This window comes from Mycobacterium sp. UM_CSW, assembly GCF_000455205.1.
Lineage (GTDB): Bacteria > Actinomycetota > Actinomycetes > Mycobacteriales > Mycobacteriaceae > Mycobacterium.
In genome coordinates this window covers 90,126-115,777 of the sequence record NZ_AUWQ01000017.1, presented here as the reverse complement: position 1 = coordinate 115,777, position 25,652 = coordinate 90,126, and the positions used below count along the sequence as shown (strand labels likewise).

Genomic DNA, 25,652 nt, shown 5'->3' with positions numbered 1-25,652 from the left:
ACGACTGTGACGGGATCACAGTGACAGAGTCTTCGATCCCGAACCCTTCCGCAGCGGGTGCGGGCGCGGTCGTCGCTGCGCCCTTTCCGGAATCGCCCGTCGTGCCGATCAGCCCGTGGGGACGCGCCCAGCCGCGCATGGCGGACCGGATATTCCGTTGGCTCGCCAGGGGTTCGGGCGTTCTCATCGTGGTGCTGATCGCCGCCATCGGCGGGTTCTTGTTGTTGCGTGCGATCCCGGCGCTGAAGCGCAACCACGAGAACTTCTTCACCTACGGCGGTAGCTGGGTCACCACCGACACGTCGGCCATGCATTTCGGAATCCCCGAGCTGCTGCAGGTGACCCTGTTCGTCTCGGTGTTCGCCTTGGTCCTGGCGATGCCGGTCGCCTTGGGCGTCGCCCTGTTCATCACGCAGTACGCGCCGCGGCGGGTCGCCGGTCCGCTGTCCTACGCGGTCGATCTGCTCGCCGCGGTTCCCTCGATCGTCTACGGCGTGTGGGGCCTGTACGTCCTGGCGCCGCAGCTGCGACCGGTCGCCAACTGGCTGAATCACAGCCTCGGTTGGTGTTTCCTGTTCGCCACCGGCAACGCGTCGGTGGCGGGCGGCGGCACCATTTTCACGGGCGGGATCGTGTTGGCGGTGATGATTTTGCCGATCATCACCGCGGTCACCCGGGAAGTGTTCGTCCAGACACCGCACGAGGAGATCGAGGCGGCACTGGCCCTTGGCGCCACCCGGTGGGAAGTGGTCAAGACGACCGTGCTGCCCTTCGGGCGATCCGGATACGTCAGTGGCGCGATGCTGGGCCTAGGCCGCGCTTTGGGCGAGACGGTCGCGCTGCTGATCATCTTGCGGGGCACCCAGGCGGCATTCGGGTGGTCGCTGTTCGACGGCGGTTCGACCTTCGCGACCAAGATCGCCGGTGCGGCAGCGGAATTCGACGACCGGTACGAGGCCGGCGCCTACATCGCGGCGGGGCTGGTCCTGTTCGTGCTCACCTTCCTGGTCGACACCCTGGCCCGCGGTGCCGCGGCCGGGGCCCGCAGCCGCAGGGGCCGCCGATGACCTCGATGCTCGATCGTCCGCTCAAGGCGCGGGCGTTGTCCGACCTCGGCCGGCGCCGCCGGGTCGCAGACAACACCGCGACGGTGTTGGTGACGCTGGCGATGGTGATCGCCGTGATCCCGTTGCTGTTGGTGCTGTGCTCCGTAATCGCCAAGGGGCTCAAGGTGATCGCCTCCACCGCGTGGTGGACGCATTCCCAGGCCGGCATGACGGCGTTCGTCGCCGGCGGTGGCGCCTACCACGCGATCGTGGGAACGCTGCTGCAGGGATTGGTGTGCGCCCTCATCTCGGTGCCGATCGGCATCATGGTGGCGATCTATCTGGTCGAATACGGGGGCAGCACACCACTGGGCAGGCTGGCCTCGTTCATGGTCGACATCCTGTCCGGCGTGCCCTCGATCGTGGCGGCGTTGTTCATCTACGCGCTGTGGGTGTCGACGCTGGGGCTGCCCCGCTCCCAATTCGCGGTGTCGCTGGCGTTGGTCCTGATGATGCTGCCGGTGATCGTGCGGGCCACCGAGGAGATGCTGCGGATCGTGCCGGTGGATCTGCGGGAGGCCAGCTACGCGCTGGGCATCCCGAAGTGGAAAACCATTGCCAGCGTCGTGATTCCCACCGGGCTGTCCGGCATCATCACCGGAATAATGCTGGCGGTGGCCAGGGTGCTCGGTGAGACGGCGCCCCTGCTGATCCTCGTCGGTTATTCGCAGTCGATGAACTTCGACATCTTCCACGGATTCATGGGATCGTTGCCCGGCATGATGTACGACCAGACCGTGGCAGGCGCGGGCGTCAACCCGGTACCCACGGATCGGTTGTGGGGTGCGGCGCTAACCCTCATTCTGGTCATCGCGGTCATCAATGTCGGGGCCAGGGTGATCGCGAAATTCTATGCCCCCAGGAAGTCGTAGGCAGGAGCACTAGTGGCCAAGCGGTTGGACCTTAAGTCCATCAACATCTACTACGGGTCGTTCAAGGCGGTCGCCGATGTGACGATGTCGATCCTGCCCCGCAGCGTGACCGCGTTCATCGGTTCGTCGGGCTGCGGCAAGACGACCGTGCTGCGCACGCTGAACCGGATGCATGAGGTGATCCCCGGCGCGCGTGTCGAGGGCAGCGTGCTGCTCGACGATCAAGACATCTACGCCCCGGGCGTCGACCCGGTCGGGGTGCGCCGGGCGATCGGGATGGTGTTCCAGCGGCCGAATCCGTTCCCCGCCATGTCCATTCGGGACAACGTCGTCGCCGGCCTGAAGCTGCAAGGCGTACGCAATCGCAAGCTGCTCGACGAGACCGCCGAACACTCGCTGCGCGGGGCGAACCTGTGGGAAGAGGTTAAGGATCGGTTGGACCGGCCCGGCGGTGGGCTATCCGGCGGCCAGCAGCAGCGCCTGTGCATCGCACGCGCCATCGCCGTGCAACCCGATGTTTTGCTCATGGACGAGCCGTGCTCCGCGCTGGACCCGATCTCGACGCTGGCCATCGAAGAACTGATCAGCGAGTTGAAGCAGGACTACACCATCGTCATCGTGACGCACAACATGCAGCAGGCCGCCCGGGTAAGCGATCAGACCGCGTTCTTCAACCTGGAAGCCACCGGAAAGCCCGGCAAGCTCATCGAGGTCGACGACACCGAGAAGATTTTCTCCAACCCGACGCAGAAGGCGACGGAGGACTACATCTCCGGCCGCTTCGGCTAGCGCGAAGTCGGTTTGGTCTCGTCCTCGGGAAGATGCCCGGTCGCCTGGAAAATGACCCGCCGCGCCACTTCCACGGCGTGGTCGGCGAAGCGCTCGTAGAAGCGGCCCAGCAACGTCACGTCCACGGCGGCGGCGACGCCGTACTTCCATTCACGGTCCATCAGCACCGAGAACAAATGCCGGTGCAGATCATCCATGGCGTCGTCTTCCTCACGGATCCGGGCGGCCTTCTCCGGGTCGCGTGACAACACCACTTCTTGGGCGTTGTTGCCCAATTCGACTGCGACCCTACCCATTTCGGCGAAGTATCCGTTGACCTCTTCGGGCAGCGCGTGCTGAGGATGGCGCCGGCGCGCGATTTTGGCCACGTGCAGGGCCAGCGCGCCCATCCGGTCGATGTCCGCCACCATCTGGATGGCACTGACGATGGACCGCAGATCGCCGGCGACCGGTGCCTGCAACGCCAGCAGCACGAACGCGCTTTCCTCGGCCTGGGCGCTCAGCGTCGCGATCTTCTCGTGGTCGGAAATCACCTGTTCGGCCAGCACCAGATCCGCCTGCAGCAGCGCCTGGGTGGCCTGCTCCATGGCGATACCCGCAAGCCCGCACATCTCGCCCAGGCGCTCGGATAACTCAGTGAGCTGCTCATGGTAGGCCGTCCGCATGCTGCCAAGCCTACGTTCTCGATGCCGGAAACGGGTGACGCGGTAGCGCCAAAATTCTTTACTCGCAGGTGGTGTCGGCCGCGTTGGTCACCGTCAGGTCGTCGGGCAGCTTGGTCGGGGTGTTGCCGGACCCGCGTTCGATCTGCATGCTGATCGACGAGCCGCTGGGCGCGGGAGTGGCGACGGAGTTGAAGTCCGGCCCCAGCACCACCTGGATGACTTGCCCGTAGCCCGACACCCGCTGGACCTTCGCGTTGGCGAACGACGAGGCGACCGTGGCCGCGGCCTGCTCGTTGCCGGGCGAGAACAACACGGTCGTCGTGTTCACCGAACTGGGATAGTCATCCGGCGTCATCACGTTGAACCCGTTCCGCTTCAGCTGGCTGGTCGCGGTGGCGGCCAACCCGCTCTGCGTGGTGGCGTTCGATACCCGGACCGTGACGTCTTGCGGTGAGGTCGTCGTCACCTGCTGGTGTTGGGCCTCCGGGGCCGCGGTGGGGCTGGGCGCCTTTTTGGTGGTCGGGGCCTTGGTTGAGCCCGAGCCGGACCCCTGCGCGGACGACTTCCCCAAATTCAGTGCGTTCTGGTCGTTTTCCTCGGGGAGCGGGTCGTCGTTGATGATCGCGTCGAAAAGCGCACGCATGTCGGCCATCCGCGGCGGCTCGTCGCCGTTCTGGTCCGTCACGCCGGTGGGCACGGTGACAAACGTCATGTGCCCGGCCGCCATGCCTTGCAACGACTGGCCGAGCTGGACCAGGTCCTTGGTCTTGACGTTGTCCACGTAGGTGTCGTTGATGACCATGTTGACGACGTTGTTGAGCTTGTTGAGGTCGAGCAACGTGTCCTCGGAGATCAGCGAGCGCAACAACGATGACAGGAACAGCTGTTGGCGCTTGATGCGGCCGTAGTCACCGTTGGTCTCGGTGGTGACCTGGCGGGCCCGCACGTAGTTCAGCGCCGTCGACCCGTCGAGCACTTGGCGTCCCCCGTGCTCGAGGACGGTGCCCAGTTCGTAGTCGTGAATCGGTGTGCTGCTGCATACTTCGATTCCGCCGAGGGCGTCGACCATCTTGGCGAAGCCGGCGAAGTCGACGCCGATGAAGTGGTTGATGCTCAGGCCGGACAGCTTCTGAATCTCCTTGACCAGACACTTCGGGCCGCCGAAGGCGAAGGTCGAGTTCAGCTTGGTCTCCGTGTAAACCATCTTCGGACCCCAGGTCTTGGTCTTCTGGTCGTACAGGGGTCCGTACTTGCCGGTGTCTGGGTTCCACGCCTCGCATTGCATCGGAGTGATCGCGAGGTCGCGGGGGAACGACACCGCCACCACGCGTTTGCGGTTGGCGGGAATGTTGACCAGCATCACGGTGTCCGACCGCGCCCCGCCGGCGTCCTCGGTGTCCCCGGCGCCCATGTTGGCGTTCTCCCCAGAGCGGGAGTCCATCCCGACGATCAAGAAGTCCTCGTCGCCGTACTGGCCGCCGGGGTCGCGGATGTCGCTCGAATTCGGGTCCAGTGCGTTGATGATGTTGAGGCGGTTATTCTTCGACGCGCTCCACTGCCACGCCCCGCCGGTCAGGACCAGCGCCAGCACGGCCGAGAACGCCGCCATCGAGCGCGCGGCCAGCAATATCGGGCGCCGCCGTCGCTTGGCCTTCGGCTCGCGGTTCGCAGACCCCACCTCGGGTGCCGGGCCGCCCTCGGGCTCGTCGGGCTCGAACTCGTCGTAATCCGCGTAGTCGGCTGTCCCGAGGTCGGGCAGCTCCGACGGCGGGTCGAGCAGATAGGCCGGGGCGTCGATCACCTGCGTTTCCTGCAGGTCGATCGGCGGGTCGGGCTCGGGCTCGGGAGGCTCGGGGTCGGGCACGACGCGGTGGCGACTGCGCCGGCTGGTGCTCGGGGCCCCGACCTTGGCGATCAGCTCGGCGACGGTGAGCCCGCCGTCGGTGTGGCACCCGCCCTTTTCGGTCTCGACGGGCGGCTCGACGGGCTCGACGGCCTCGACGGGCTCGTCCGCGGCCGGCTCGGTCAGCCAGCGGTGGACGCTGTGATCGGACGGTGGTTGCGCGAACCGCTCCCACGGGGCGGCTCCCGGCGTCGGCTGCGGGGTGCGCCGATGGCCACGAGTGGCGTCAGTGCCGCCATCACCCATGTCCTATCGGCCTCCAAAACTCTGATGCAACTCCGATGCGACGCCGGGACTAGTCATCAGCGCCGCGACCCGCGCCACCCGTGGTCACGCGGTGTTCTCACGCTCCCGCGGCGGCACGCAACCGACCCCCACCGAAGCGCAATGCAGCAAGGTCCACATCGTACTGAGTTATCGGCGCGGACGCGATTTCGAGCGTGTTAACGCTTAGCCACCCGAGTGCATCACATCCGCCCCCGCGGGCACCGTGCAGTCGTCGGGGTCGGTCAGCCAGTCCTCGGGAAGGGCCACCCGGGCCGGTGAACCCTGCCGGCCACGAGGGCCGCACGCGGCGTCCGGAAACGGGACGGTGCGGTCCAACCGGTCGAGCAGAGCGTCGAGCTCATCCAACGTCGTGACCATCGCCAGTGCCCGCCGCAACTCCGATCCGGCGGGAAAGCCATGCAGGTACCAGGCGACGTGCTTGCGGATGTCGCGCATGCCCTTGTCCTCGCCGAAATGCGTGGCCAGCAGCCGGCCGTGCCGGCGCACGATGTCGGCGACCTCGCCCAGGGTGGGCGGCGTCGGGGCCGGGGTGCCGGTGAACGCGGCCGACAACTCGGCGAAGAGCCAGGGCCGGCCCAGGCAACCGCGACCGATGACCACGCCGTCGCATCCCGTGCTGGCCATCATCGCCAGCGCGTCGCTGGCGTCGTAGATGTCGCCGTTGCCGAGCACCGGGATGGTCCGTACCTGCTGCTTGAGAAGGGCGATCTGGTCCCAGTCGGCCGTCCCCGAGTAGCGCTGCGCCGCCGTGCGGGCGTGCAACGCGACCGCGGCCGCGCCCTCGGCCTCGGCGATGCGGCCGGCGTCCAGGTGGGTGTGGTGCTCATCGTCGATGCCGATGCGGAACTTCACGGTCACCGGAATGCGGGTGCCCTCGGTGGCCCGCACGGCCGCGGCCACGATCTGGCCGAACAGCCGCCGCTTGAACGGCAGCGCGGCCCCGCCGCCCCGCTTGGTGACCTTGGGCACCGGGCAGCCGAAGTTCATGTCGATGTGGTCGGCCAGACCTTCGTCCGCGATCATCCTTGCGGCCGCGTACGTGGTCGCGGGGTCGACGGTGTAGAGCTGCAGCGAGCGTGGCGACTCGTCGGGCGCGAACGTCGTCATGTGCATCGTGGCCGGATGCCGCTCCACCAGGGCGCGCGCGGTCACCATCTCGCAGACGTACAGCCCGCTGACCGTGCCGACCTTGGATAGCTCCAGCTCACGGCACAGAGTCCGGAACGCGACGTTTGTTACGCCCGCCATCGGGGCCAGCACCACCGGGCTGGCGAGCGTGATCGGACCGATACGCAAGGCGTCTACCGAATGGTCACCGACGACTCATGGCGAGCTTGCCGGCGGTCTTGTGCAGCTCGTAGGCGGTGGTCTTCTTGCCGGTACGGGCCTCGCGGTCGAGCTGGCGCTGCTTGGACACCTCGAACTTGTCGCAGGACGCCTCGAGTTCCTTGATCAGCACACCGAGGTCGTCACGCAATTCGGCCGCCTCGCCGGTGAAGTCCTCGCGCTCGAAGATGCGCCACTTCTTCAGAATCGGCATGACGACGTCGTCGAGGTGGATACGCGGGTCGTAAACGCCGCCCATCGCGATGATCACGGCCTTGCGCCGGAACTCGGGCACCTGGAAGCCGGGCATCTGGAAGTTCCGCAGGATCAGGTGCAGCGCCTTCATCGCCGTGTTGGGGGCGAGCTCGAACGCGGCCTCGCTGACGTCGCGGTAGAAGATCATGTGCAGGTTCTCGTCGGCCGAGATCTTGGCCATCAGCTGCTCGGCGACGGGATCGTTGCAGGCCTTGCCGGTGTTGCGGTGCGAAATCCGGGTGGCCAGTTCCTGGAAACTGACGTACAAGACGGAGTGGGTGAGGGTCTCGGCGAAGTACTCGCCCTGGTGGTTCTGGCCCGGGCTGAAGCCCCGGTTGACCACCTCGAGGCGCAGCAGCTCCAGCTCGACGGGGTCCACCGCGCGGGTCACCACGAGATAGTCGCGCAGCGCGATGCCGTGGCGGTTCTCCTCGGCGGTCCACCGGTTGACCCACTGGCCCCAGGCGCCGTCCATGCCCATGTTCATCGCGATCTCGCGGTGGTACGACGGCAGGTTGTCCTCGGTGACCAGGTTCTGCACCATCGCAACCTGCGCGACGTCGGACAGCTTGCTCTCCTCGGGGTGCCAGTCCTGTCCGCCCAGCGCGTAGTAGTTCTTGCCGTCCGACCACGGGATGTAGTCGTGCGGGTTCCAGGGCTTGTGCACGCTCAGATGCCGGTTGAGGTACTTCTCCACGACCGGTTCGAGTTCATGCAAAAGCTGTAAGTCAGTCAGCTCCGCTGACATGGCCCCTCCAGTTATCTGTGTCTGCGGGTAGCAGTCAATATATCTGTGTCCCCCGGTAGCATCAAGTTCCTCCGCGGCGCGGCATACGACAGTTTTCGAGGGGCTAACCGCTGCGGGGTGTGGGCGAAACCGCTACTCGGATTTGCCCTGCTCGGCGGGGGGTACGTAGGGCGCCGCCGCGTTGAAGAGCATGTTGACGCAATAGTCGATGAACTGCTTGCGGGTGGCCCCGAGCTGGCCGTTGAGGTAGGCGGTGAATAGGCTCGTCAGCCCGCCCACCAGGCTGGTGGCGATCATCTTCTGCAGCACCGGATCGCCGATGCGCGACAGCTTGCGTTGCAGCAGGTCGATGAAGTTGGGCATCCACTCCGCACCCGACCGGGTCAATACCGGCTCCACCGCGGGGGCCAGCAACAGCACCCTTCCCCGGACGGGATCGTCGACCATGAGCTCGACGAATTGTTCGACGGCCTCGCGCGGCGTCTTCGCGGAAACCAGCGTGTCCATCGCCCGCGCGCAGACGTCGTCATAGACGGCGCGCACGAATTCGTCGCGATCGGAGAAGCTTTCGTAGAAGTAGCGTTCGGTGAGCGCGGCTTTCCGGCACACCGCACGGACCGTCAGCGCGGGGCCGCTGTCGCTGCCGAGCAGCTGCACGCCGGCGGTGATGAGATTGTCGCGGCGCAGCGCGAGGCGGCTCTCTAGGGGAACGCCGGTCCAACGACCCCGTCGTTGACCCGTCTGCACATCGCTCCTAAGCTCTAAAGTGACAACGCTTGTAGTCAGAATTGCCGATACTTACAGGGATCTAATAGTGACCCAACATACGTCCGCAGCGCGGCCGCTGAACAGCGACGCCCCCGACGGCGTGGCCGGCGGGTGCCCGGTGTCGCCGCTGGGCTACGCCTCGCCACCCGCCCCGCTCGGCCCCGATTCATTGACCTGGCGGTACTTCGGCGACTGGCGCGGCATGTTGCAGGGCCCCTGGGCGGGATCCATGCAGAACATGCATCCGCAACTCGGCGCGGCGGTCATCGACCACTCGACGTTCTTCCGGGAGCGTTGGCCACGCCTGCTGCGCTCGCTGTACCCGATTGGCGGTGTCGTCTTCGACGGCGAGCGCGCCCCGGGCACCGGTGCCGAGGTGCGCGACTATCACACCGACATCAAGGGTGTCGACGAACAGGGCCGCCGCTACCACGCGCTGAACCCGGACGTCTTCTATTGGGCGCACGCCACCTTCTTCGTCGGCACAATCCATGTGGCAGAGCGGTTTTGCGGGGGGCTGACCGACGCGCAGCGGCGCCAGCTCTTCGACGAACATGTCGAGTGGTATCGCATGTACGGCATGAGCATGCGGCCGGTTCCGGCGTCCTGGGAAGAGTTCCAGGAGTACTGGGATCACATGTGCCGCAACGTGTTAGAGGATAACTACGCGGCCCGCGCCGTCCTCGATCTGACGGAGCTGGCCAAACCGCCTTTCGCCCAATGGCTTCCGGATTGGCTATGGGTCGCGCAGCGCAAACTGATGGCCCCGTTCTTCGTCTGGCTCACTGTCGGCCTCTACGATCCGCCGGTGCGCGCGCTGATGGGGTATCGGTGGTCGCGTCGCGACGAATGGCTGCACCGCCGATTCGGCGACCTCGTTCGCCTCGTCTTTGCCTGCGTGCCAACGCGATACCGCAAACACCCGCGGGCGCGCGCCGGCTGGGATCGCGCGATCGGCCGAATCCCTTGCGACACACCGCTGGTGCAGACGCCGGCGCGCAACCTGCCGCCGTTGGACGAGCGCGACAATCCGAAGCATTACTGCCCGAACGTCTCCTAGCTTCCGCTAGTCGTGAGCGTGGCTGTGCGACCCTTCGAGGTCGGACTGGTGCACGTGCTGATGAGTGTGTTCGGTTCCGTCGTCGTGGGTGTGGGCATGTTCGTGTGTGACATGGTCATGCTCGTGGGTGGTGTGCGCGTGTGAGTGAGTGCCGTCGGCGTGGCGGTGCTCGTGCGCGTGCGGCGCGTCATGGGTGTGCTGTTCGGTCATCGTTTACCTTCCGAGTGTGAAACGGTTTGTCGTTCAGGGCCGTTCGCCGAGGACACGGCCTTCAGCGCGCTCTCGCCCCGGTGATGGGGCGGCACGCCCGGACCGGCGTGCTCCGCGTTGCGGACCGCATCAATGACGAGTTGGCGGACGTGGTCGTTCTCCAGGCTGTAGAAGATGGTGGTTCCCTCGCGACGCGTCTGGACCAACCGCGCCATCCGCAGCTTGGCCAGGTGCTGGGAAACCGATGGCGCTGGCTTTCCCACGTGTTCGGCCAGTTCGTTGACCGACATCTCGCGGTTGGTCAGCGACCAAAGCACCTGCACGCGGGTGGCGTCGGCAAGCATCCGAAAAACCTCGACGACCAGGCTGGCTTGGTCATCGGGCAAGCGGCCTTCGCTACTATCTGCATGCATACGCAGATAGTAGCCGCTTCACCCCGGCGGGACGACCGTCGACTGGCGTTGCCCGCCGTTGCGCTCGTTCCAGAACCGGTAAACATCCACCGCGGCTTCTTCGGGTTGGTAGCGCATCGGCAGCCGACGGTGGTCCCAGGCCTTGGCGAATTCGTCGTAGAAGGTGGCGACTTCGAAGTACTTCCGGTCGTCGAGGTAGTACTGCTCGTAGGCCTCGCGCGTGGTGAGGAAGACGACTTCGCGGGGCGAGCAGTAATACAGCGAGCCCAGGCACATCGGGCACGGGTGGGCCAGCACATAGATGGTGCTGTCGACCAGGTGCTCGGTGCCGAGTCGCATGCACGCCTCCCGGATCGCCAAGATTTCCGCGTGCGCGGTCGGATCATGCGTTTGGGCCACCTTGTTGGCGCTCTCGGCGAGGACCTGGCCGTCGTTGACGATCACCGTGGCGAACGGGCGACCGCCCTCGGCGACGTTCTGGCGGGCAAGCTCGATCGTCCGTTGCGCGAAGTCCGTCACAGGTACGCAGGGTAGTCCCGAGCGGGTAGGCGATCAGCGCTGTGATACTAACTAGATTGTCTATATTTTTCGGCTTGGGGACGAGGGAATTCCATGGCGCGCACCGATCGTGATCGTTGGGACTTGGCGACGAGCGTCGGGGCGACGGCGACGATGGTCGCCGCCCAGCGGGCGCTGTCGACCGATGAGAAGTTGATCGACGACCCGTACGCGGCGCCGCTGGTGCGTGCCGTCGGCATCGACGTCTACGTGCGGCTGGTGAACGGCGAGATCCCGGTCGGCACGGACTCCGAGTTCGACCCGCAGCGCATGGCCCGCGCGATGGCCTGCCGCACCAGGTTCTACGACCGGTTCTTCCTCGACGCCGCGCAAAGCGGCGTCAACCAGGTCGTCATCCTCGCGTCGGGACTTGACGCGCGCGCATACCGCCTGCCCTGGCCGGCGGGCACCGTCGTCTACGAGGTCGACATGCCGGAGGTGATCGAGTTCAAGACGTCGACGCTGCACGACCTCGGCGCCGAGCCGACCGCCGAGCGGCGCACCGTCGCCATCGACCTGCGCCACGACTGGGCCGCCGCGCTGCGGGCGGCCGGCTTCGATCCGCAGGCTCCCGCGGCGTGGAGCGCCGAGGGCCTATTGGTATATCTGCCCGACGAGGCACAGGACGCGCTGTTCGACAACATCACCGCGTTGAGCGCCCCCGGCAGCCGTCTGGCTTTCGAATTCGTGCCCGACACAACCATTTTCGCCGACGAGCGGTGGCGCGCGCACCACGACCGGATGAGCGAACTCGGCTTTGAGATCGATTTCAACGAACTCGTCTACCACGGCCACCGCAGCCACATCCTGGACCACCTGAACCAGCGCGGCTGGCGGACGTCATCGCAAACCACGAAGGAGTTGCATGCGGCCAATGGCTTCGTCTATCCCGACGACGAACTCGCCGAGGCCTTCGGCGACGTGACTTACAGCAGCGCGACGCTCAGCGGCTGAGCAGGTCGTCCTTCAGGCGGTTGGTGAGCATCTCCTGGAACACCGTGCGAGCCGGGTCGTACAGGTCCTGGAAGGTGACCAGCACCGTGTTCCGGTCGTATTCGGGGATAGATCCCAGCGGAGTCCAGAAGCTGTCGATGTCCATCAGGAAGAACGGTCCCTGCTGGGCCGGCATGGTCCGGCGCAGGTGATAGCTCGCGTCCAGCGCCTGACCCACGCCCGGGCCGTAGCGCACGATCATCGACTTGCCCGGCTGCGCTTCGCGGTAGACCGCCGCGCCCTGCCATTCGGTCAGGGTCAGGCCGGCGGGCGCGATGCGCTGCGGCCCGAGCAGCGGCTCGGCGATCCAGTTGCTCCATTCGATGCGGCCATCCACACCCTGCGGGACCCGGATCTCGAGAACGTAGCGCAGGCCGAGACGTTCCACCCCGACGATCGGCGAGAACTGCGCGCGGGCGTCGATGACGCGCATCACCAGGTCAAGCAGCGCCTCGAAGTTGCTGTACGCGGTGGTCTCGATCACCACCGCCTGGGCCTTCATCGAGGCGGCGAGGGTGTTGTCGCGGTTGACGTAACGGACGAACCGCTCGGCGGCCGGTTGCGGTTGTCCGCCGGCGCCCATCGCCCAGGCCACGTCCTGCGCCTGGCGTTCGATGGGAAGCAGATCCGCGAGCAGACGCCTGAGTTCCCCGCTCGATGACTCCGTGAGGGAATCCGTTGCCGGGTGACGGATTTCCATGGTTACCAGCGCTACTGGCGCGTTTGGGTAGGCCGCATCGACACTCATATCGCCGAGCATAGTCATGCCGTCCGGCGGTTAAACCGGGGCATACCGCGTGTCGGCCGGGGCGGTGAGCCCCGCAGATCGGCCGCGGCGCCGCCGGGCGTCTCGCGGGTAATAAGCGCTGGTCAGTGCCCCTGTTCAGAGTCGGTTGATGCTTGACGTTTCTATGTCGGTTGATCCTTGACACTCATGTTGTGGTTAGGCCTGTGCGCTGGTGCGTAGGGCCCGTTTATTTCGTACCGTGCCGCGGCTGGTGCGGGCGGCGGTTTTGACCAGATCGTCGCCGATCCAAAACCGCAGTAGTTCACCGTCGACGTGGACATCGCAGCGGGCTCCGGCGTAGTGGCGTCCGACGCTGACCTGCTGCCAGGACACGCACACGATGCCGTTGGCGCAGACCCGGCGGCTGACCCAGTTATCACCGGCACGCTCGGCGCCGGGCGGCGCGCTGGTGGGCAGTGCCGGTGTTGCGGTGGCGGGGGTGAACCGTTGGGCGGGTGTGGCCATGTCCAGGGACTGATGCGGGCGGGTGCTGTTGTAGTAGTCCACCCATTCGTCGAGGGCTTGCTGGGCCGTCTTCAGATTAGTGAAAGCTGGTTTGTTGCTGAGGAATTCGGCGCGCATGCTGCGGTGGAACCGCTCGATCTTGCCCGTCGTCGTCGGGCTTCTGGGTTGGGTCAACAAGTGCTCGATGCCGTTTTGCCGGCAGATCGCGTCGAAGAGCACCTCCACCGGCGGATGGTTAAACCGGCCGGTGAACACCCGGCCGTTATCGGTCAGGATCTGCTGGGGCGCCCCATAGCTCGCCAACGCCGCCCGCAGCCCGTCGCAGACCGCGCGGGTGCGCTCGCGAGCCATCAGCCGGGCACAGACACACATCCGGGAATGGTCATCGATTCCGGTCAGAGCCTTGGCGCTGGTGCCATCCGCCAGTGGGAATCCACCGACGATGTCCATCTGCCACAGCTCCATCGGGGTGCCGCGTTCCCAGCGTTTCCACTTGCGCGAGCGCCGATCCCGCGTGCTCGGATCGATCATGCACGCGCGCACCAAGGCACGATAGGCGGCGGATTCCGAGGGCAGCGGCCTCACCTTACGCTTGGCCAGCTCGAACACCAACCGCCGCGGCCCCCAATACGGCCGCGACCGGCGCAACTCCAACAAGGCGGCTTCCACCGCGACCGGCATCTGATGCGGACAGCACACCGGCCGATGCGACCGGTCCACCAGCCCCTCAAGGCCCGACGCCTCATAGCGGGCCAACCAGGTATGCAGCGTCTGCCGCGATACCCCAACTTTCTCGGCGACCTGCGAAATCGACAACCCGTCGCTGATCACCGCCAACACGGCCAGATACCGCTGCTCGGCCACGCTCAACTCCCTCATCCAGGGAGTGTCAAGGATCAGCCGAAGTAACTGTCAAGCATCAGCCGAAACACTGTCAGGCATCACCCGAAGACAAAATATCAACCATCAGCCGAGGTAATACAGCTGGTCAGTGCCCCCACTAGGACTCGAACCTAGGACCTGCGGATTAAAAGTCCGTAGCTCTACCAACTGAGCTATAGGGGCGCGAACGTTCAGGATACTGGGTTGCCGACGTCGCGCGAACGCCGCTCGTTTGAGGATTGGGCCCGTGGTGACCTAAGCTTGCTTGGCTCCCAACGGTAACTGCGTTGCGAGTGCCCCCGAAGTGATTCGGTTCTGGCCCCCATCGTCTAGTGGCCTAGGACGCCGCCCTTTCACGGCGGTAGCACGGGTTCGAATCCCGTTGGGGGTACGCGACGCGGAGACGCGGAGCAAGAGCGAGGCCCTGTGGCGCAGTTGGTTAGCGCGCCGCCCTGTCACGGCGGAGGTCGCGGGTTCGAGTCCCGTCAGGGTCGCCAACACGGCGAGGCACTCAATGCCTTCCGGCCAGGTAGCTCAGTCGGTACGAGCGTCCGCCTGAAAAGCGGAAGGTCGGCGGTTCGATCCCGCCCCTGGCCACCAGTCTTGAGCTGCACGGACGCGGTGATGGCACTCTATGGATGGTTCGGTGTGTCCGGTTCCTGTCCGTTCGCCCGGTTTTTGGCGACGTCCTGAAGCCGGTCGAGATTCGTGGCTACGTGGTCGAGTTCGTCTGAATAGAGGTCGCTGTAGATGTTCGCGGTGACGGTCGGCGTCGAGTGCCCCATCGTCTTCTGGACGTAGCGGAGGTCGGCGCCGGAGGCCCGGGCCAGGCTGGCGTAGGTGTGGCGCAGGTCGTGAATCGTCAGCGGCACCAGTCCGGTTTTCTTTAGGGCTTCGTTCCAGTCGGTATGCCGGCGCCAGTTGTTTGATCTGAGGAACCCGCCATTTGGCGAGGTGATTGCATGTTCTGTGGGCGCGCGATTATCGATCCTTGGTTTGAGCGCGTCGATGACGATTTGGGGGAGTGGGACGGTTCGGGCGGCGGCGCGAGTTTTTGGCGGCCCGACGATGATCCGGCCTTCCACTTCTGGCGCGGCCTGGCGGACATAGAGCCGACGCGCAGTTAGGTCGATGTCGCCGACCCGCAGGCCGACGAGTTCGGACCAGCGCAGGCCGGTGAAGGCGAGGATGATCACCACGTCGCCGTGGTCGCCGCATGCGGCTGCCAGGGCGGCGACTTCGGTGGCGGTCAGATAGCGGTGGCGTTCTCGGGTGGGTATCCGCCCGGATGACACCCCGTCAGCCGGGTTGCTGTGGATTCGACCGTCCTCGCGCGCCATGTCGAGAATCGACCGCAGCAGCCGCAGCGTGGCGAGTTTGGCCCAGGGACCGACGGTCATGGAATCGATGAATTGCTGTATATCCTTTCGGCTGATTTCATCAACCGGGACGTGGCCGAAACGCGGACTGATGCGTAGTTCCCAATGCTGGGTGTAGCCGCTCCAGGTCTTGGGCGACACTGCGGGGCGTTTCAACGCGCTGTATTGCGTCCAGACAGCGGCGAGTTTGGCCCGGCCAAGTCGGGGGTCGAAGCGTCTGGCGCCGATCGCCGCTTCGCCATCCCGGTCGGCCTTGAATGCCCGCGCTTCTCGCAAGGTGGCGAACGTCGACGACGTCTCAGCCCATCCCGACGGGGAGTCTGAATCACGCACCAGGTAGCGCACTTGATAGCGCGGCAGACCGGCCGAATTGATCCGCTTTCGGATACCGCGCGGGACCGATCCGGCCACTTAGCGACGCACCTTACGAAGCCATGCGCGGACTTCAGCTGCGTCCCAACGTCTTACGCGATCAGATAGCGTGTAGCAGGGCGGTCCCACGTCTGCGCCGTGTTCGCGCAATGCGCCCCATCGACTCACCGTCGCAGCGGACACGCCAAGCAGCTCGGCCACCTGCTCCGCTGTTAGAAGCTCTGGAAAGGTCGCTGTCGCGGTGGCGCTGGTTTTGATGCCGAGGGTTGTCATGCCGATGTCCTCAGTTCTCTGCTGAACCAGCGCGACTTGAGCTTGTAGGCCCGTATTCTTGTGCGACAGAACGGATTAGCGAATCGGGCCAGAAGTCGGCGCGTACTCGCATCGTTGACCCGTCTTCGGCGATGACGTATCCGGTACCAGGCTCATTTGGGTTGATCCGATGCGCGGGGGCGGCGTCGGCGAGGCCGTCACCCAAGACCATGGCGACTTCGTCGCGTGAGCGCAGCCGCAGTGCGACGGTTTGGGTGAACAACCCGCGCATGGGCAGAATCTCCTTGCGAGGGTCCTGCATGAATGCGGCGACCACGATGCCTACAGCCCTACCCTTTGTCAGGATGCGTGAGAGTGAGCCCGCAACTTGCTTCCTCAGTGCCGCGTCCGTCATGTATGCGGTCAAGCCCGCGAATTCATCGATGAGCAGCACGACGAGCGGTTCGGCGGTGCTCGGTGTGTGCGAACGCGCTCGGCCGGCCATCCTGCGACCGCGGCTGTCTAGTAGCTCCTCCAAGTTGGTCAGCAGTCTCGCGGCGTTGGCCTCGGTCGTCGCAATGCCGCTGAATAGTGCAGACCCGACTGACACTTCGATCCCGTACTTGAGATCCACGGCGAACAGCCGCACGGTTCCCGCCTTGATGGCTGGGCCTAATCCGCCTGCAATGCCCCAAAAAACGGAGCCCTTGCCCGCACCCGAGCACCCAACAGTGAGGGTGTGCAGGCCGGCGACGCGCAGAGTCCATGCCGACCCATTCTCACGCCGGCCGACCTCGACGCCCGTCGGCTCGACGCTGGTTGGGAATGCAGCGGTCTCTGCCTCTGAAAGGCATTGTTTCATAACGAATTCCACGCGAACCGTGCCGGGGCCGATCAGTGTCGAGCGGGCGGAATGCGCCCCGACAGCGTCACGAATTGCGGGGACCGCGTTTTCGAGGTCGTCCACCGTCTGGCCGGTCCGTGTTCGGACTGTCATCCGTAGGCAGTCGCCGAACATGCTCACCCCGAGAAGGCGAGGATGAGTCCAAACTGTCCTCGTCCTGCTCTTGCCCTGTGCGTCCGTGCGTGTGACGTGCTCGGGAGTCGACAACCCGCAGGCCTTGGCAACCCGTGGCCAGGAGATCGATGCCCAGATCAGCCATCGGGCCCGACATGCTGGTGTTGCAACATAACGCCCAAATGTGGCGGGGGAACGCACTCTCCAAACGACGAGCGAAACGGCGACCACGCCGATCACCGCAATGAGCCACATGGCGCCGACCGCCAGCAGGTGCGTGAGGTCAAAGAAGTCGATGCCGGCGTCGGGATCTGGAATCGAATACGGATCGCTAGGTACTACGGGGTCGTACGGACTCATGCTGACACCCGGTCTCCCGCTGAGGACCCCGCCTTGCCGGTGTCCGCAGTCATACCCGAGGCCCGAAACGACCACGCGATGCGGCCGGATTCGCTCGAACGGTCTACGTACGGCAATATGTATAGTTCCTCGAAAATCACTGGTGTGAAGGGCATTCCGGCAGTGTTCGGTGGGCACACAGGCTGCTTGGGCGTTGCGAACTTGACGGTGAGAGTGCGCGCTCGCTTACTAGCTGTCGGGTCGCCGTCGAGGACTTCGACCTGCCACAACGGAGCGCCTGATTCTCGATCAGTCGCCTGGACCTTGTTGTCCTTCGTCGACCGCTCGTAATCGATCACCGCCGTCACGTCGGACACCACAAACGCTTTGCGTGGGAAAACCTGCTGGTGTGACACCTTGAGCCATTTCGGCACAGACATTTGTCGACCTTTCATGAGAACTGCTCTAGACAAGTTGAGGTTACATAGTCGTCTAGAGGAGTGCAACGGTCGACGCCCAGTTGATCGAAGACTTTGGGCTCAGCGGGCCGGGAACTCGTATTCGAGCAGGTAGGCGGAAGCAACTTTCACCGTGTCGCAGACCTCAACCGCCACGTCATTCGCGTCATATGCGGTTCGCAGCACTGTCAATACGGGAACGCCTGGTTCGAGTTCCAGTTGCCGCCGTTCTTCGGGAGTGGGCATTCGGGCTGCGACCTCCTCGGTGAAGTGACCGAGTACGTGGCCATTCTCTTCCAGTCGGGCGTAGATGCCCCCGGGCCCAGTGTCCACCTGCTCGATCCTCGTGCCTTCGGCGAAAGCAGCCGGGATGAAGGAGACCGCCGTTTCAACCGGTCGGCCATTCGCCAGGTAGCGGCGCGATCGCACGACGATGTCATCGTCCGGTGATAATCGAAGTCGTTCCGCTACAAACGAATTCGGCTTCTCGCGGCTCACCGCAATATTGTCGACTTGCGGCGAGTAACCCGATTTCTCGGCCTCGACGGTAAACGCCGCCTTGCCTGCCGCGCGATGCTGTCGCGCGAATCGATCCGACGCGAGCCGGCGGATGGGGGGCGTCGGGCGAATAAACACCCCGCGGCCATGCTGCGAGACGACCAGTCCCTCGGAACGAAGCTCCTGCACAGCTTGTCTTACCGTCATGCGTGCCACACCGAAATGCTCGATAAGTTCCGTCTCAGACGGCAGTCGTTCCCCGGGAGCTAGCCGGTTGGAACGGATCGCTTCTCGCAACATGCCCGCGATCTGCCGATATGGCGGCTTGTCATCGGCTCTGTCGATTTGTCCAAGTTGCAGCACCCGCTGGCCTTCCATCACATGTCTAGACGACTAGTCTAGGAAGCCAGTCAACCCGTGTCTCTTCTGCCGGCATCGAACAAGGAGGACCCCAGAAATGGCAACCTCGCCTAAGCACTCGGTCAGTGTCGCCGGCATCGTAGTGCGTGACGATGATCGCGTTCTCGTGATCAGGCGGGACGACAACGGCCACTGGGAAGCCCCTGGTGGTGTACTCGAACTAGGCGAATCTTTTGAGGACGGTGTTCGGCGCGAAGTCCTTGAGGAAACCGGATTGACGGTGAAGGTAGAACGTCTCACCGGCGTTTACAAGAACCTGACCCATGGGATTGTCGCTCTGGTCTACCGCTGCCATCCGGCCGATGGGGACACTCACCCCACTGCGGAAGCCCGCGAGGTTCGTTGGATGACAAGGGAGGAAGTTCAGTCAGCGATGAATCCTGCATTCGCGGTGCGTGTACTGGACGCGTTCGACGAAGAAACTCATTCGCGGGTCCATGACGGCGTCAACCTCGTGTCGGGCTGCTAGGGGTCCACTACACGCTGTCCGGATGTAATCCGAACAGTGCTTGATAGAACACTGCTCGCTTTGGGGGCGCTGGCTCGACCTCGCCCGGACGAGCCTGCACGCATCCCAGGAACGCACTAGACGACGGCGCATTCGCCGGTTTGTTCCGGACGATAAGTTTCGTGAACGCTTCGATGTACTCGAGCGCCGCTCGGATGAGGGTGAAACCGGTTGTCGCAAGGTCGGCCACCATTGACGAACCGGTAAAGGGCGAAACAGGTTCGGTCTGCCACACTCCCAGCGCGTCGTAGTGGTGCTGAGTCATCTCATTGTCGGCACCGAGGGCTAACTCGGGAATCACACTGAGATTCAGCGCCACGTTCATCGTGTTGCCGTAGCTGCGGCCAGGGTGGGTGTCGACGGCAAGAACGCCATCGTGGATGTGATTCCTCAACTGCTTGCAGAGCCACGCATACACCCGCAGGCGCGTCACGTCACCCAAAAGTGACTGGTCGTACTGCGTTCGCACTTCCTTGTCGATGAAGGTCCGCGAGTCGAGTGATCCCCGAGCCTTTTTCCGATCAACTGACGGGTCGACCATCGCTTGGTAAGCACGCCCGAAAATATCGAAAACTGCTGCAAGATAGAGTAATTCACGGTCAAAAGCTTCAGCGGTAGCCTCGGCAACATCTTCGTTCCGCTTCCCGTCCAGCGGGTTCGACAGCGCGGCCAGCAGATCGTCGAACGCGCGCGCTGCACGTCTCAGGCGGATGCGAACCGACGTGAATGCCTCTGCGGCCTCAGGTCCACCTTTAGCGGCAGCCGCAAACATTGAAGCGGCATCGAAGTATGGCAATCCGCTGACCGTGCCCCAGTCGTAAAGATTGACGATGGTCGCAGTCGACTCCGTCGTCTCCCAGCTTCCGCCACCCACCAACATGCCGCGCTCGACCGTCACAACCGGATTGCTAGTCACCCGCAAGTAGTGACCGATGAGTGGTACAGCCGCGTCGGGTGTCACGCTGACGACCACATCGTTGTCGGCGACATCTGTTCGTCCCGCAGTGGGGGCGGTGGTGACGATGGCATCGATGCCAACAGCCCCGGCGGCGGCAGCATAGGCAGCTGCACGATGTCGCTGATCGAGCGTCAACGGGGGGAGGCCGTCCGGCGCATCGTGCTCATCGAGCTGCTGGTACGCGGCGAAGAACCGAGCCTTGGACCAGGCACGGTAGCTCTCGCCACGAGCGGTGCTGACGGAGAACTCGGCCGCGTCGCAGAACTTGCCTGCGTCAGCTACGTTCGTGAAATTGACGGTGTGGCAAGGCGGTTCATCGAGCAACTCGGTCCACCCGCTCGGAGCTTCCGTTGCCGCCGGGATCAATAGGTGCACCTCGATCTCGTCGCGCGTCAGGAACCCGGTGATGTAGCCCTCCTCCGGCGGCTCCGCGATGGTCCCGACATCAATGCCCAGCCGCACCGGGCGCGTTGCCGGCCTCAATGGGTACAGAGGCTCCAACTTCGAGTCTCTCGTCGGCGGCCGAACGTAGCGCATGAAGCGCCAGTTGGGCCGGCCGGATGGGATGGTGATCGCCATATTGGGATGGTCGCACTTGGGGATGACAACTCAGATCGGTCCGTAGTGTTCGCATTCCGACGACTGCATGCATACGGCAGGTCAACCGACCGCAGCCACACCAGAGCCGCACGGCAGGGGAGGCGCGCGAGCGCATTGATCGAGGTTTGCAGCGCATTCTTGATGCATGGAACGCCCGCGATAGCGCATAGGAATACTAATAGTATCGTTGCGCTACTATCGGTAGCATAGATGGGACTCACCGACGCGTCGAAGGGGGCGGTTATGCACACGCAATGGATTGAGCAATGCACCGTTCAGCGAGTCTCGCTGCACGAAGGGCTCATACTCGACCTCGACGGTTACAACGAATTGGTGATTTCCCGACCGCTGCGACTGACCCTCCCGCCGGCAGGAGCCTGGCCGTCGGATGAAGTGTTGATCGACCCCATCAACCTTTCGCCCGAGGAGCGGCCACTGTTGGACCTTGCCGGAGCGATCTGCACGCGCGCCTGGTGCGACGACGACGGGGCCTTACATCTCTGTTTCTCCCCCGGCCACCGCATCGACGTCGACCCGGATGTAGCGGCGACCTCGTGGGAACTCTATGGCAAGTGTCACGGATACGTGGCGTGTCTGCCGCGAGGTCGCGTCCGAGCGATTCGGCACGACCTTCCTGTCGACGAGAATGACTCAGACGCAACACAACCCAAAGCCATGGCACATCAGTAGCCCGGGTGGCTGAAGACTCGCTGGATGCTTATGTCAGGGTCCTCATGGCGCGGTCGAGGAAGTCGGTAACCGCGGCGGTGAACGCGTCGTTGTTGTCGCCGGCAACCATGTGACCGGTGCCGGTGACGTCCGTCGTTTCGGCGTGCCTGACGAGCTGGCGGAATTCGCTGACGGTTTCCTGGGAGACTACGTCTGAAAGTGCCCCGCGTACCAACAGCGTTGGGGCCGTGATTCGACGTGCTCCTTCGGCGAGGAATCCGCTGATGGCGTCGAACTCCTCGCTGCCCGTCATGAGATTGCCTTGGAGGACATCGAAGTTGGAGCTGATGAAGGCCGGGTCCCAGCGCCAGATCCATCGGCCATCGCTACGTTGGCGCAGAACCTTGTGCAGGCCGTCGAGATTTTCGGGTCGCGCGCGGCGTGGGTTGTATTCGGCGATGACATCGGCGGCATCATTGAGCGTGCCGAATCCGTCGGGGTGTCCGGCCATGAATGACAGGATGCGACGGGCCCCATGAAATTCCATTCGCGGGGTGATGTCGACCAGGACAACGGCTGCCCAGAGGTCGGGTGGGGCCAGCAGATGGGTAGCGAGGATGATCAGCCCACCCAGCGACGCGCCGACGACGGCGGGGGGACTGTCGGCGCTGACGTGTCCTCGTACCGAGATCAGATCGGACACAAACCGTTCGATGTCATATTGTCCGCTCGGGTCCCAGTCGCTGTCGCCGTGACCTCGTGTGTCGTAGGCGACGACGGTGTAGCCGTGGGAATAGAGTCGACGGGCGGTGGTGGCCCACGCGTGACGGTTCTGGCCGCCGCCATGGAGCAGCAACACGACGGGGTGAGTCGCGGCGTGCCGGTAGCAATCGGCCACGAGAGTGATCCCGTCGCTGGTGCGGATGCGCTCTCGGCCAATTGTCATGTGGTCCGGTGTGGTCGGCCGTTGTGAGTCGAGGATTTCCGTTGCGGCCACCAGCTGGCCTCGCGCAGGAGCGTAGCGATCGCGGGCACCGTGAGGGTGCGAACGACGAAGGTGTCGAGTAGTAGGCCGCAGCCGACGATGAATCCGACTTGGATCATGATTCCGACAGAGCCGACCATCAGGCCGAACATACTCGCGGCGAAGATGAGCCCGGCTGAGGTGATGACTGAACCGGTGTTTGCGACCGTGCGTAGCACGCCGACGCGAATGTTGTGAGCGGATTCTTCGCGTAACCGCGAGATCAGCAGCATGTTGTAGTCGGCGCCGACGGCGACCAGGATGATGAACGCCACAAGCGGTACGGGCCAGGCGATTTCCTTACCCAGGCCGTATTGGAAGACGAGCGTCCCAATGCCCAGTGCCGCGCCATAGTTGAGTACGACCGTACCGAGGAGGTAGAGCGGGGCCAGCAAGGCACGCAGGAGAAGGACAAGGATCACTCCGACGATGACGAGCGTGGCGATCGCCAGCAGATGAAAGTCGGCCGACAGCAGGCGCTGAATATCGGAGTTGACGGCGGGGAAACCGGCCATCGATATCGTGGCGTTGGCCAGGGAGGTGTTCGGGCGTGCGGCCCCGGCAACTTCGGTGATTTTCTGAGCGAGATCCATCGCTTGGCTGCTGTAGGGGTTGTAGCTCGATTCGATCGCGAAGCGGGCGGTCTTGCCATCGGCCGACATAAAATGTTTTGCCACATCGGCGAACTGGCGATTCTCGAAGGTGTTGGCGGGCAGGTAAAAGCCGCTGGCGTTGTCCGAACCGGCGCTGGACCGCGCGGAATTTTGTAATTGGGTGGCGACCTGACTCATGCCGGACAACATTTCGATGTTGCTGTCGGCAAGGGTGTGCACGCCGGTGGCCAGGGCTTGTGCACCCGACGCGAGCTGGCTGATGCCGTTTTGGAGGCGGCGGATATTGCCGGCCATGTCGGCGGGATCGCCGAGTGCTCCGAAAGCCTTGTTCAGCGAGGTGACCGTGCTCTGCAGATCTGCTACGGTGCCCGCCGCATTGTCGCTGCCCGGCTGGTACATGTCGCCCAGGTTGGCGAGCTGGCTGAAAAAGCCGCCATCGCGCAAGGTCACCAGAATCTGCACCTGATCGCGGATCTGGGCACACTCGGGTGTGGTGGCACACCACGGGGAGGTGTTGAGCGCACCAACCAGCGGATCGATCGTGGCGATCGCGTTTTGGGCTTGTTGAGCTTCTTGACGCAGTCCCGGCCCGGTTCGGATCGCTTGATCGATGGTTGGTGTGGTAGCCGAAAGTTGCTGCAGCAGAGGGCGAAAGTGTTGAAATTGCGATCCGCTGGACTGGGCTTGGGTAAGGACCGCGGTCAGCGGTGTCAATGCCGTGCGCAGGGTGGTGTCAAGTTGCGCCAGGCCGCCGGCGAGTTGGTCGGCGCCACTGGTGAGTTTGGCCAGGTCGTCCTTATGGGCGTCTCCCTTGGCGACCGCGCCGGCCATCTTGTTGCCGATCTGGCCGTTTTGCCACGAGAGCTGTGCCTGATCGAGGCGTGCACCGGTGGGCCGAGTGACACCGGAAACCTTGGTGACGCCCGGCAATTGCGACACTCGAGACGCCATTTCATCTAGGTCGGCTAGGCCTTTACTGGTGCGCATATCTGTGGGTGATTCGACGACCATGAACTGTGTGATGACGATATCTTTGCGGAAATGCCTATCCAGCAAGCGATAGCCCTCATTGCTGGTGGTCGTCGCCGGCTGTCCTTGCCGATCGTCGTAGCTGATGTGCATAGTCAGCGCGACAGCCGCGAGGCCTAATACAAGTGCCAGGCTGGCGGCCAGCAGTGGGGCGGGTCGGCGGACCACGGCCACGGCGATCCAGTTCCAGTATCGGCGCGTGCGGTCAGCTTTGGGTTCGCCAATGCCATGTTTCGCGGCAAGCGCCAATACCGGAGGAAACAACGTTACTGTAGCTGCGACTCCGACAAAGACAGCGATCGCGCACGCCGGGCCTAATGCGCTAAATACGCTCAGCTTCGCAAAGACCAAGGATAGAAACGCAAACGCCACAGTCGCGGCGGAAGCCATGATCACCCGCCCGATGGTGGCGGTTGCGTTAATCACAGCCAGGTCAGCCGAAATCATCTGGCGGCGCTGCTCGTGATACCGGCTGATCAGAAACACGGAATAATCGGTGCCGGCACCCAACAAGATGGCAGTCATGAACGCAATCGTGAATTGCGACACCGGCATTCCTGATTCGCCCAGCGCCGAGAGCACCCCGCGCCCGACCGCCAGGCTCACACCGATCACGAGCAATGGCAGCAACGCGGTAACTAGTGACCGATAGATGACCAGCAAAATCACCGCGATCAGACCGGCTGTCACGATGGAGATGCCAATCAAATCCTGCTCAGCCGAATCGATTAGATCGCTGAATGTCGCGGGAGGTCCGGTTACACGAACGATCGTGGACGTACCGCTAAACGACTCGGCGACAATAGCGCGCACCGCCCGAACGGATTCCGCCGCTCTAGGATCGCCGAGCGTGCCAGCTACCCCGACCGGCACATACCACGCCTTGCCATCCTGGCTCATCGCCTGACCCGCAGTAACGGGGTCGGCTAACAGATCCTGAACCAGTCGCACGTGCTGGGAGTCGGCACGCAACCGCGAAACCATCGTTTTGTAGCGCTGACGCACCGGCGCAGTCAGGCCCGTCGGGTCCTCGAATGCAACAAAGACGGTGGTCTTGGACCCCTGCTCGCCGAATGCCGTGCCCATCCGGTCAACCGTCTGCAGCGATGGAGCATCAGGGGGGACCAGATTCACCGACTGCTGTTTCACAACGGTTTCCAGCTGGGGGAACAGCATCGCCAGGACGCCGGCGGTCACCACCCACGCCCCGATGACCAGCACCTTATGTCGGATGCTGAACCCCGCCAGGCGAGCTAGTCGATCACTGTATGCGCCCTCGCCCGCCGCGACCTTGCGAAGTTGCTCCCGAACTGGGCGACTCAGCGTCGCCACCCCCGAGGAAACCCACCCGTTGTCCGCCATCCCCCACCTCCGTTATCCCAAAAGAAACTAACGGTGTCGGAACAGTACCGCTAGTACCCTTTCG

The 25,652-nt window shown here is 64.1% G+C and carries 25 protein-coding genes and 4 tRNA genes; 10 read left to right on the top strand and 19 right to left on the bottom strand.

From position 1 onward, the window contains the following. Positions 1–20 precede the first annotated feature (20 nt). From pstC to pstB, 3 genes are read left to right on the top strand one after another with little or no spacing between them, the layout of a single operon-like run. A complete protein-coding gene (gene pstC, locus N415_RS07960) occupies positions 21–1,067 on the top strand; it encodes a phosphate ABC transporter permease subunit PstC (protein WP_068179421.1) in 1,047 nt (348 codons plus the stop codon). Then, a complete protein-coding gene (pstA, locus tag N415_RS07955) occupies positions 1,064–1,978 on the top strand; it encodes a phosphate ABC transporter permease PstA (protein WP_068179226.1) in 915 nt (304 codons plus the stop codon). Before pstC ends, pstA begins: the two co-directional genes overlap by 4 nt. A 12-nt stretch (positions 1,979–1,990) precedes the next feature. Beyond that, positions 1,991–2,767: a phosphate ABC transporter ATP-binding protein PstB gene (pstB, locus tag N415_RS07950; RefSeq protein WP_068179224.1), complete on the top strand. Its 777-nt coding sequence runs from the start codon at positions 1,991–1,993 to the stop codon at positions 2,765–2,767. On the opposite strand, the gene phoU is transcribed toward pstB, so the two are convergent. From phoU to N415_RS07925, 5 genes are all read right to left on the bottom strand, one after another. Beyond that, positions 2,764–3,432 (bottom strand): phosphate signaling complex protein PhoU, encoded by a 669-nt coding sequence (gene phoU / locus N415_RS07945; RefSeq protein WP_068111090.1) that lies wholly within the window; start codon positions 3,430–3,432, stop codon positions 2,764–2,766. The two genes, pstB and phoU, sit on opposite strands and share 4 nt — an antisense overlap. Positions 3,433–3,490: 58 nt before the next feature. Then, positions 3,491–5,581: an LCP family protein gene (locus N415_RS07940; RefSeq protein WP_068179222.1), complete on the bottom strand. Its 2,091-nt coding sequence runs from the start codon at positions 5,579–5,581 to the stop codon at positions 3,491–3,493. Positions 5,582–5,785: 204 nt separating this feature from the next. Next, positions 5,786–6,919, bottom strand: a complete 1,134-nt coding sequence (dusB, locus tag N415_RS07935; RefSeq protein WP_068179219.1) for a tRNA dihydrouridine synthase DusB — start codon at positions 6,917–6,919, stop codon at positions 5,786–5,788. 16 nt (positions 6,920–6,935) lie between these two features. Next, positions 6,936–7,952 (bottom strand): acyl-ACP desaturase, encoded by a 1,017-nt coding sequence (locus tag N415_RS07930; RefSeq protein ID WP_068111083.1) that lies wholly within the window; start codon positions 7,950–7,952, stop codon positions 6,936–6,938. Positions 7,953–8,084: 132 nt separating this feature from the next. Then, positions 8,085–8,699 (bottom strand): TetR/AcrR family transcriptional regulator, encoded by a 615-nt coding sequence (locus N415_RS07925; RefSeq protein ID WP_068179215.1) that lies wholly within the window; start codon positions 8,697–8,699, stop codon positions 8,085–8,087. Between the two features lie 67 nt (positions 8,700–8,766). Between N415_RS07925 and N415_RS07920 the strand changes: the two genes are divergently transcribed. Continuing rightward, a complete protein-coding gene (locus N415_RS07920; RefSeq protein ID WP_068179210.1) occupies positions 8,767–9,780 on the top strand; it encodes an oxygenase MpaB family protein in 1,014 nt (337 codons plus the stop codon). A 6-nt stretch (positions 9,781–9,786) separates the two neighbouring features. Here the strand turns inward: N415_RS07920 and N415_RS30510 are convergent, their stop codons facing one another. From N415_RS30510 to N415_RS07910, 3 genes are read right to left on the bottom strand one after another with little or no spacing between them, the layout of a single operon-like run. Then, on the bottom strand, positions 9,787–9,990 hold the full coding sequence (locus N415_RS30510; protein WP_081665111.1) for a zinc transporter Slc39a7: 204 nt from the start codon (positions 9,988–9,990) through the stop codon (positions 9,787–9,789). Further along, positions 9,987–10,403 (bottom strand): metalloregulator ArsR/SmtB family transcription factor, encoded by a 417-nt coding sequence (locus N415_RS07915; RefSeq protein ID WP_068179206.1) that lies wholly within the window; start codon positions 10,401–10,403, stop codon positions 9,987–9,989. The genes N415_RS30510 and N415_RS07915 overlap by 4 nt, the downstream gene beginning before the upstream one ends. A gap of 18 nt (positions 10,404–10,421) precedes the next feature. After that, a complete protein-coding gene (locus N415_RS07910; RefSeq protein WP_068179202.1) occupies positions 10,422–10,922 on the bottom strand; it encodes a nucleoside deaminase in 501 nt (166 codons plus the stop codon). 93 nt (positions 10,923–11,015) lie between these two features. On the opposite strand from N415_RS07910, the gene N415_RS07905 reads away from it, so the two are divergent. Next, positions 11,016–11,915 (top strand): class I SAM-dependent methyltransferase, encoded by a 900-nt coding sequence (locus N415_RS07905; RefSeq protein ID WP_068179199.1) that lies wholly within the window; start codon positions 11,016–11,018, stop codon positions 11,913–11,915. Here N415_RS07905 and N415_RS07900 read toward each other — a convergent pair. The 3 genes from N415_RS07900 to N415_RS07890 form a co-directional block, all read right to left on the bottom strand. Further along, entirely contained in the window at positions 11,905–12,714 is an 810-nt protein-coding gene (locus N415_RS07900; protein ID WP_068179196.1) for a TIGR04255 family protein, read from the bottom strand. The two genes, N415_RS07905 and N415_RS07900, sit on opposite strands and share 11 nt — an antisense overlap. A 183-nt stretch (positions 12,715–12,897) precedes the next feature. Next, positions 12,898–14,085, bottom strand: coding sequence for an IS481 family transposase (locus tag N415_RS07895; RefSeq protein ID WP_068179193.1), 1,188 nt, complete (start codon positions 14,083–14,085; stop codon positions 12,898–12,900). A gap of 113 nt (positions 14,086–14,198) precedes the next feature. Further along, positions 14,199–14,271, bottom strand: a tRNA-Lys gene (locus N415_RS07890). Positions 14,272–14,406: 135 nt separating this feature from the next. Between N415_RS07890 and N415_RS07885 the strand changes: the two genes are divergently transcribed. The 3 genes from N415_RS07885 (at position 14,407) to N415_RS07875 (ending at position 14,688) form a co-directional block, all read left to right on the top strand. Beyond that, positions 14,407–14,479 (top strand) — tRNA-Glu (locus N415_RS07885). A gap of 29 nt (positions 14,480–14,508) precedes the next feature. Continuing rightward, positions 14,509–14,585 (top strand) — tRNA-Asp (locus tag N415_RS07880). 26 nt (positions 14,586–14,611) lie between these two features. Then, positions 14,612–14,688, top strand: a tRNA-Phe gene (locus tag N415_RS07875). 32 nt (positions 14,689–14,720) lie between these two features. Here N415_RS07875 and N415_RS07870 read toward each other — a convergent pair. From N415_RS07870 to N415_RS07855, 5 genes are all read right to left on the bottom strand, one after another. Continuing rightward, entirely contained in the window at positions 14,721–15,878 is a 1,158-nt protein-coding gene (locus N415_RS07870; protein WP_008263933.1) for a site-specific integrase, read from the bottom strand. Continuing rightward, on the bottom strand, positions 15,879–16,112 hold the full coding sequence (locus tag N415_RS32560) for a helix-turn-helix domain-containing protein (protein ID WP_008263943.1): 234 nt from the start codon (positions 16,110–16,112) through the stop codon (positions 15,879–15,881). Positions 16,113–16,122: 10 nt separating this feature from the next. Then, positions 16,123–17,469, bottom strand: coding sequence for a hypothetical protein (locus N415_RS07865; protein WP_020821580.1), 1,347 nt, complete (start codon positions 17,467–17,469; stop codon positions 16,123–16,125). Beyond that, the gene (locus tag N415_RS07860; RefSeq protein ID WP_008263947.1) at positions 17,466–17,888 is read right to left on the bottom strand and encodes a hypothetical protein; all 423 of its coding nucleotides are present in this window, start codon (positions 17,886–17,888) and stop codon (positions 17,466–17,468) included. The genes N415_RS07865 and N415_RS07860 overlap by 4 nt, the downstream gene beginning before the upstream one ends. A gap of 99 nt (positions 17,889–17,987) precedes the next feature. Continuing rightward, complete coding sequence (locus tag N415_RS07855; RefSeq protein WP_020821582.1) at positions 17,988–18,782, bottom strand: GntR family transcriptional regulator; 795 nt, start codon at positions 18,780–18,782, stop codon at positions 17,988–17,990. A gap of 79 nt (positions 18,783–18,861) precedes the next feature. Here N415_RS07855 and N415_RS07850 point away from each other — a divergent pair, with 79 nt between their 5' ends. Next, a complete protein-coding gene (locus N415_RS07850; RefSeq protein WP_008263949.1) occupies positions 18,862–19,293 on the top strand; it encodes an NUDIX hydrolase in 432 nt (143 codons plus the stop codon). A gap of 7 nt (positions 19,294–19,300) precedes the next feature. On the opposite strand, the gene N415_RS07845 is transcribed toward N415_RS07850, so the two are convergent. Next, on the bottom strand, positions 19,301–20,869 hold the full coding sequence (locus N415_RS07845; protein WP_224097130.1) for a hypothetical protein: 1,569 nt from the start codon (positions 20,867–20,869) through the stop codon (positions 19,301–19,303). 264 nt (positions 20,870–21,133) lie between these two features. Between N415_RS07845 and N415_RS07840 the strand changes: the two genes are divergently transcribed. Continuing rightward, the gene (locus N415_RS07840) at positions 21,134–21,580 is read left to right on the top strand and encodes a DUF6188 family protein (protein WP_014710938.1); all 447 of its coding nucleotides are present in this window, start codon (positions 21,134–21,136) and stop codon (positions 21,578–21,580) included. A 28-nt stretch (positions 21,581–21,608) separates the two neighbouring features. Here the strand turns inward: N415_RS07840 and N415_RS07835 are convergent, their stop codons facing one another. Beyond that, positions 21,609–22,505 (bottom strand): alpha/beta hydrolase, encoded by an 897-nt coding sequence (locus N415_RS07835; RefSeq protein WP_014710939.1) that lies wholly within the window; start codon positions 22,503–22,505, stop codon positions 21,609–21,611. Beyond that, entirely contained in the window at positions 22,502–25,588 is a 3,087-nt protein-coding gene (locus N415_RS07830; RefSeq protein ID WP_024636820.1) for an MMPL family transporter, read from the bottom strand. The genes N415_RS07835 and N415_RS07830 overlap by 4 nt, the downstream gene beginning before the upstream one ends. Positions 25,589–25,652 lie beyond the last annotated feature (64 nt).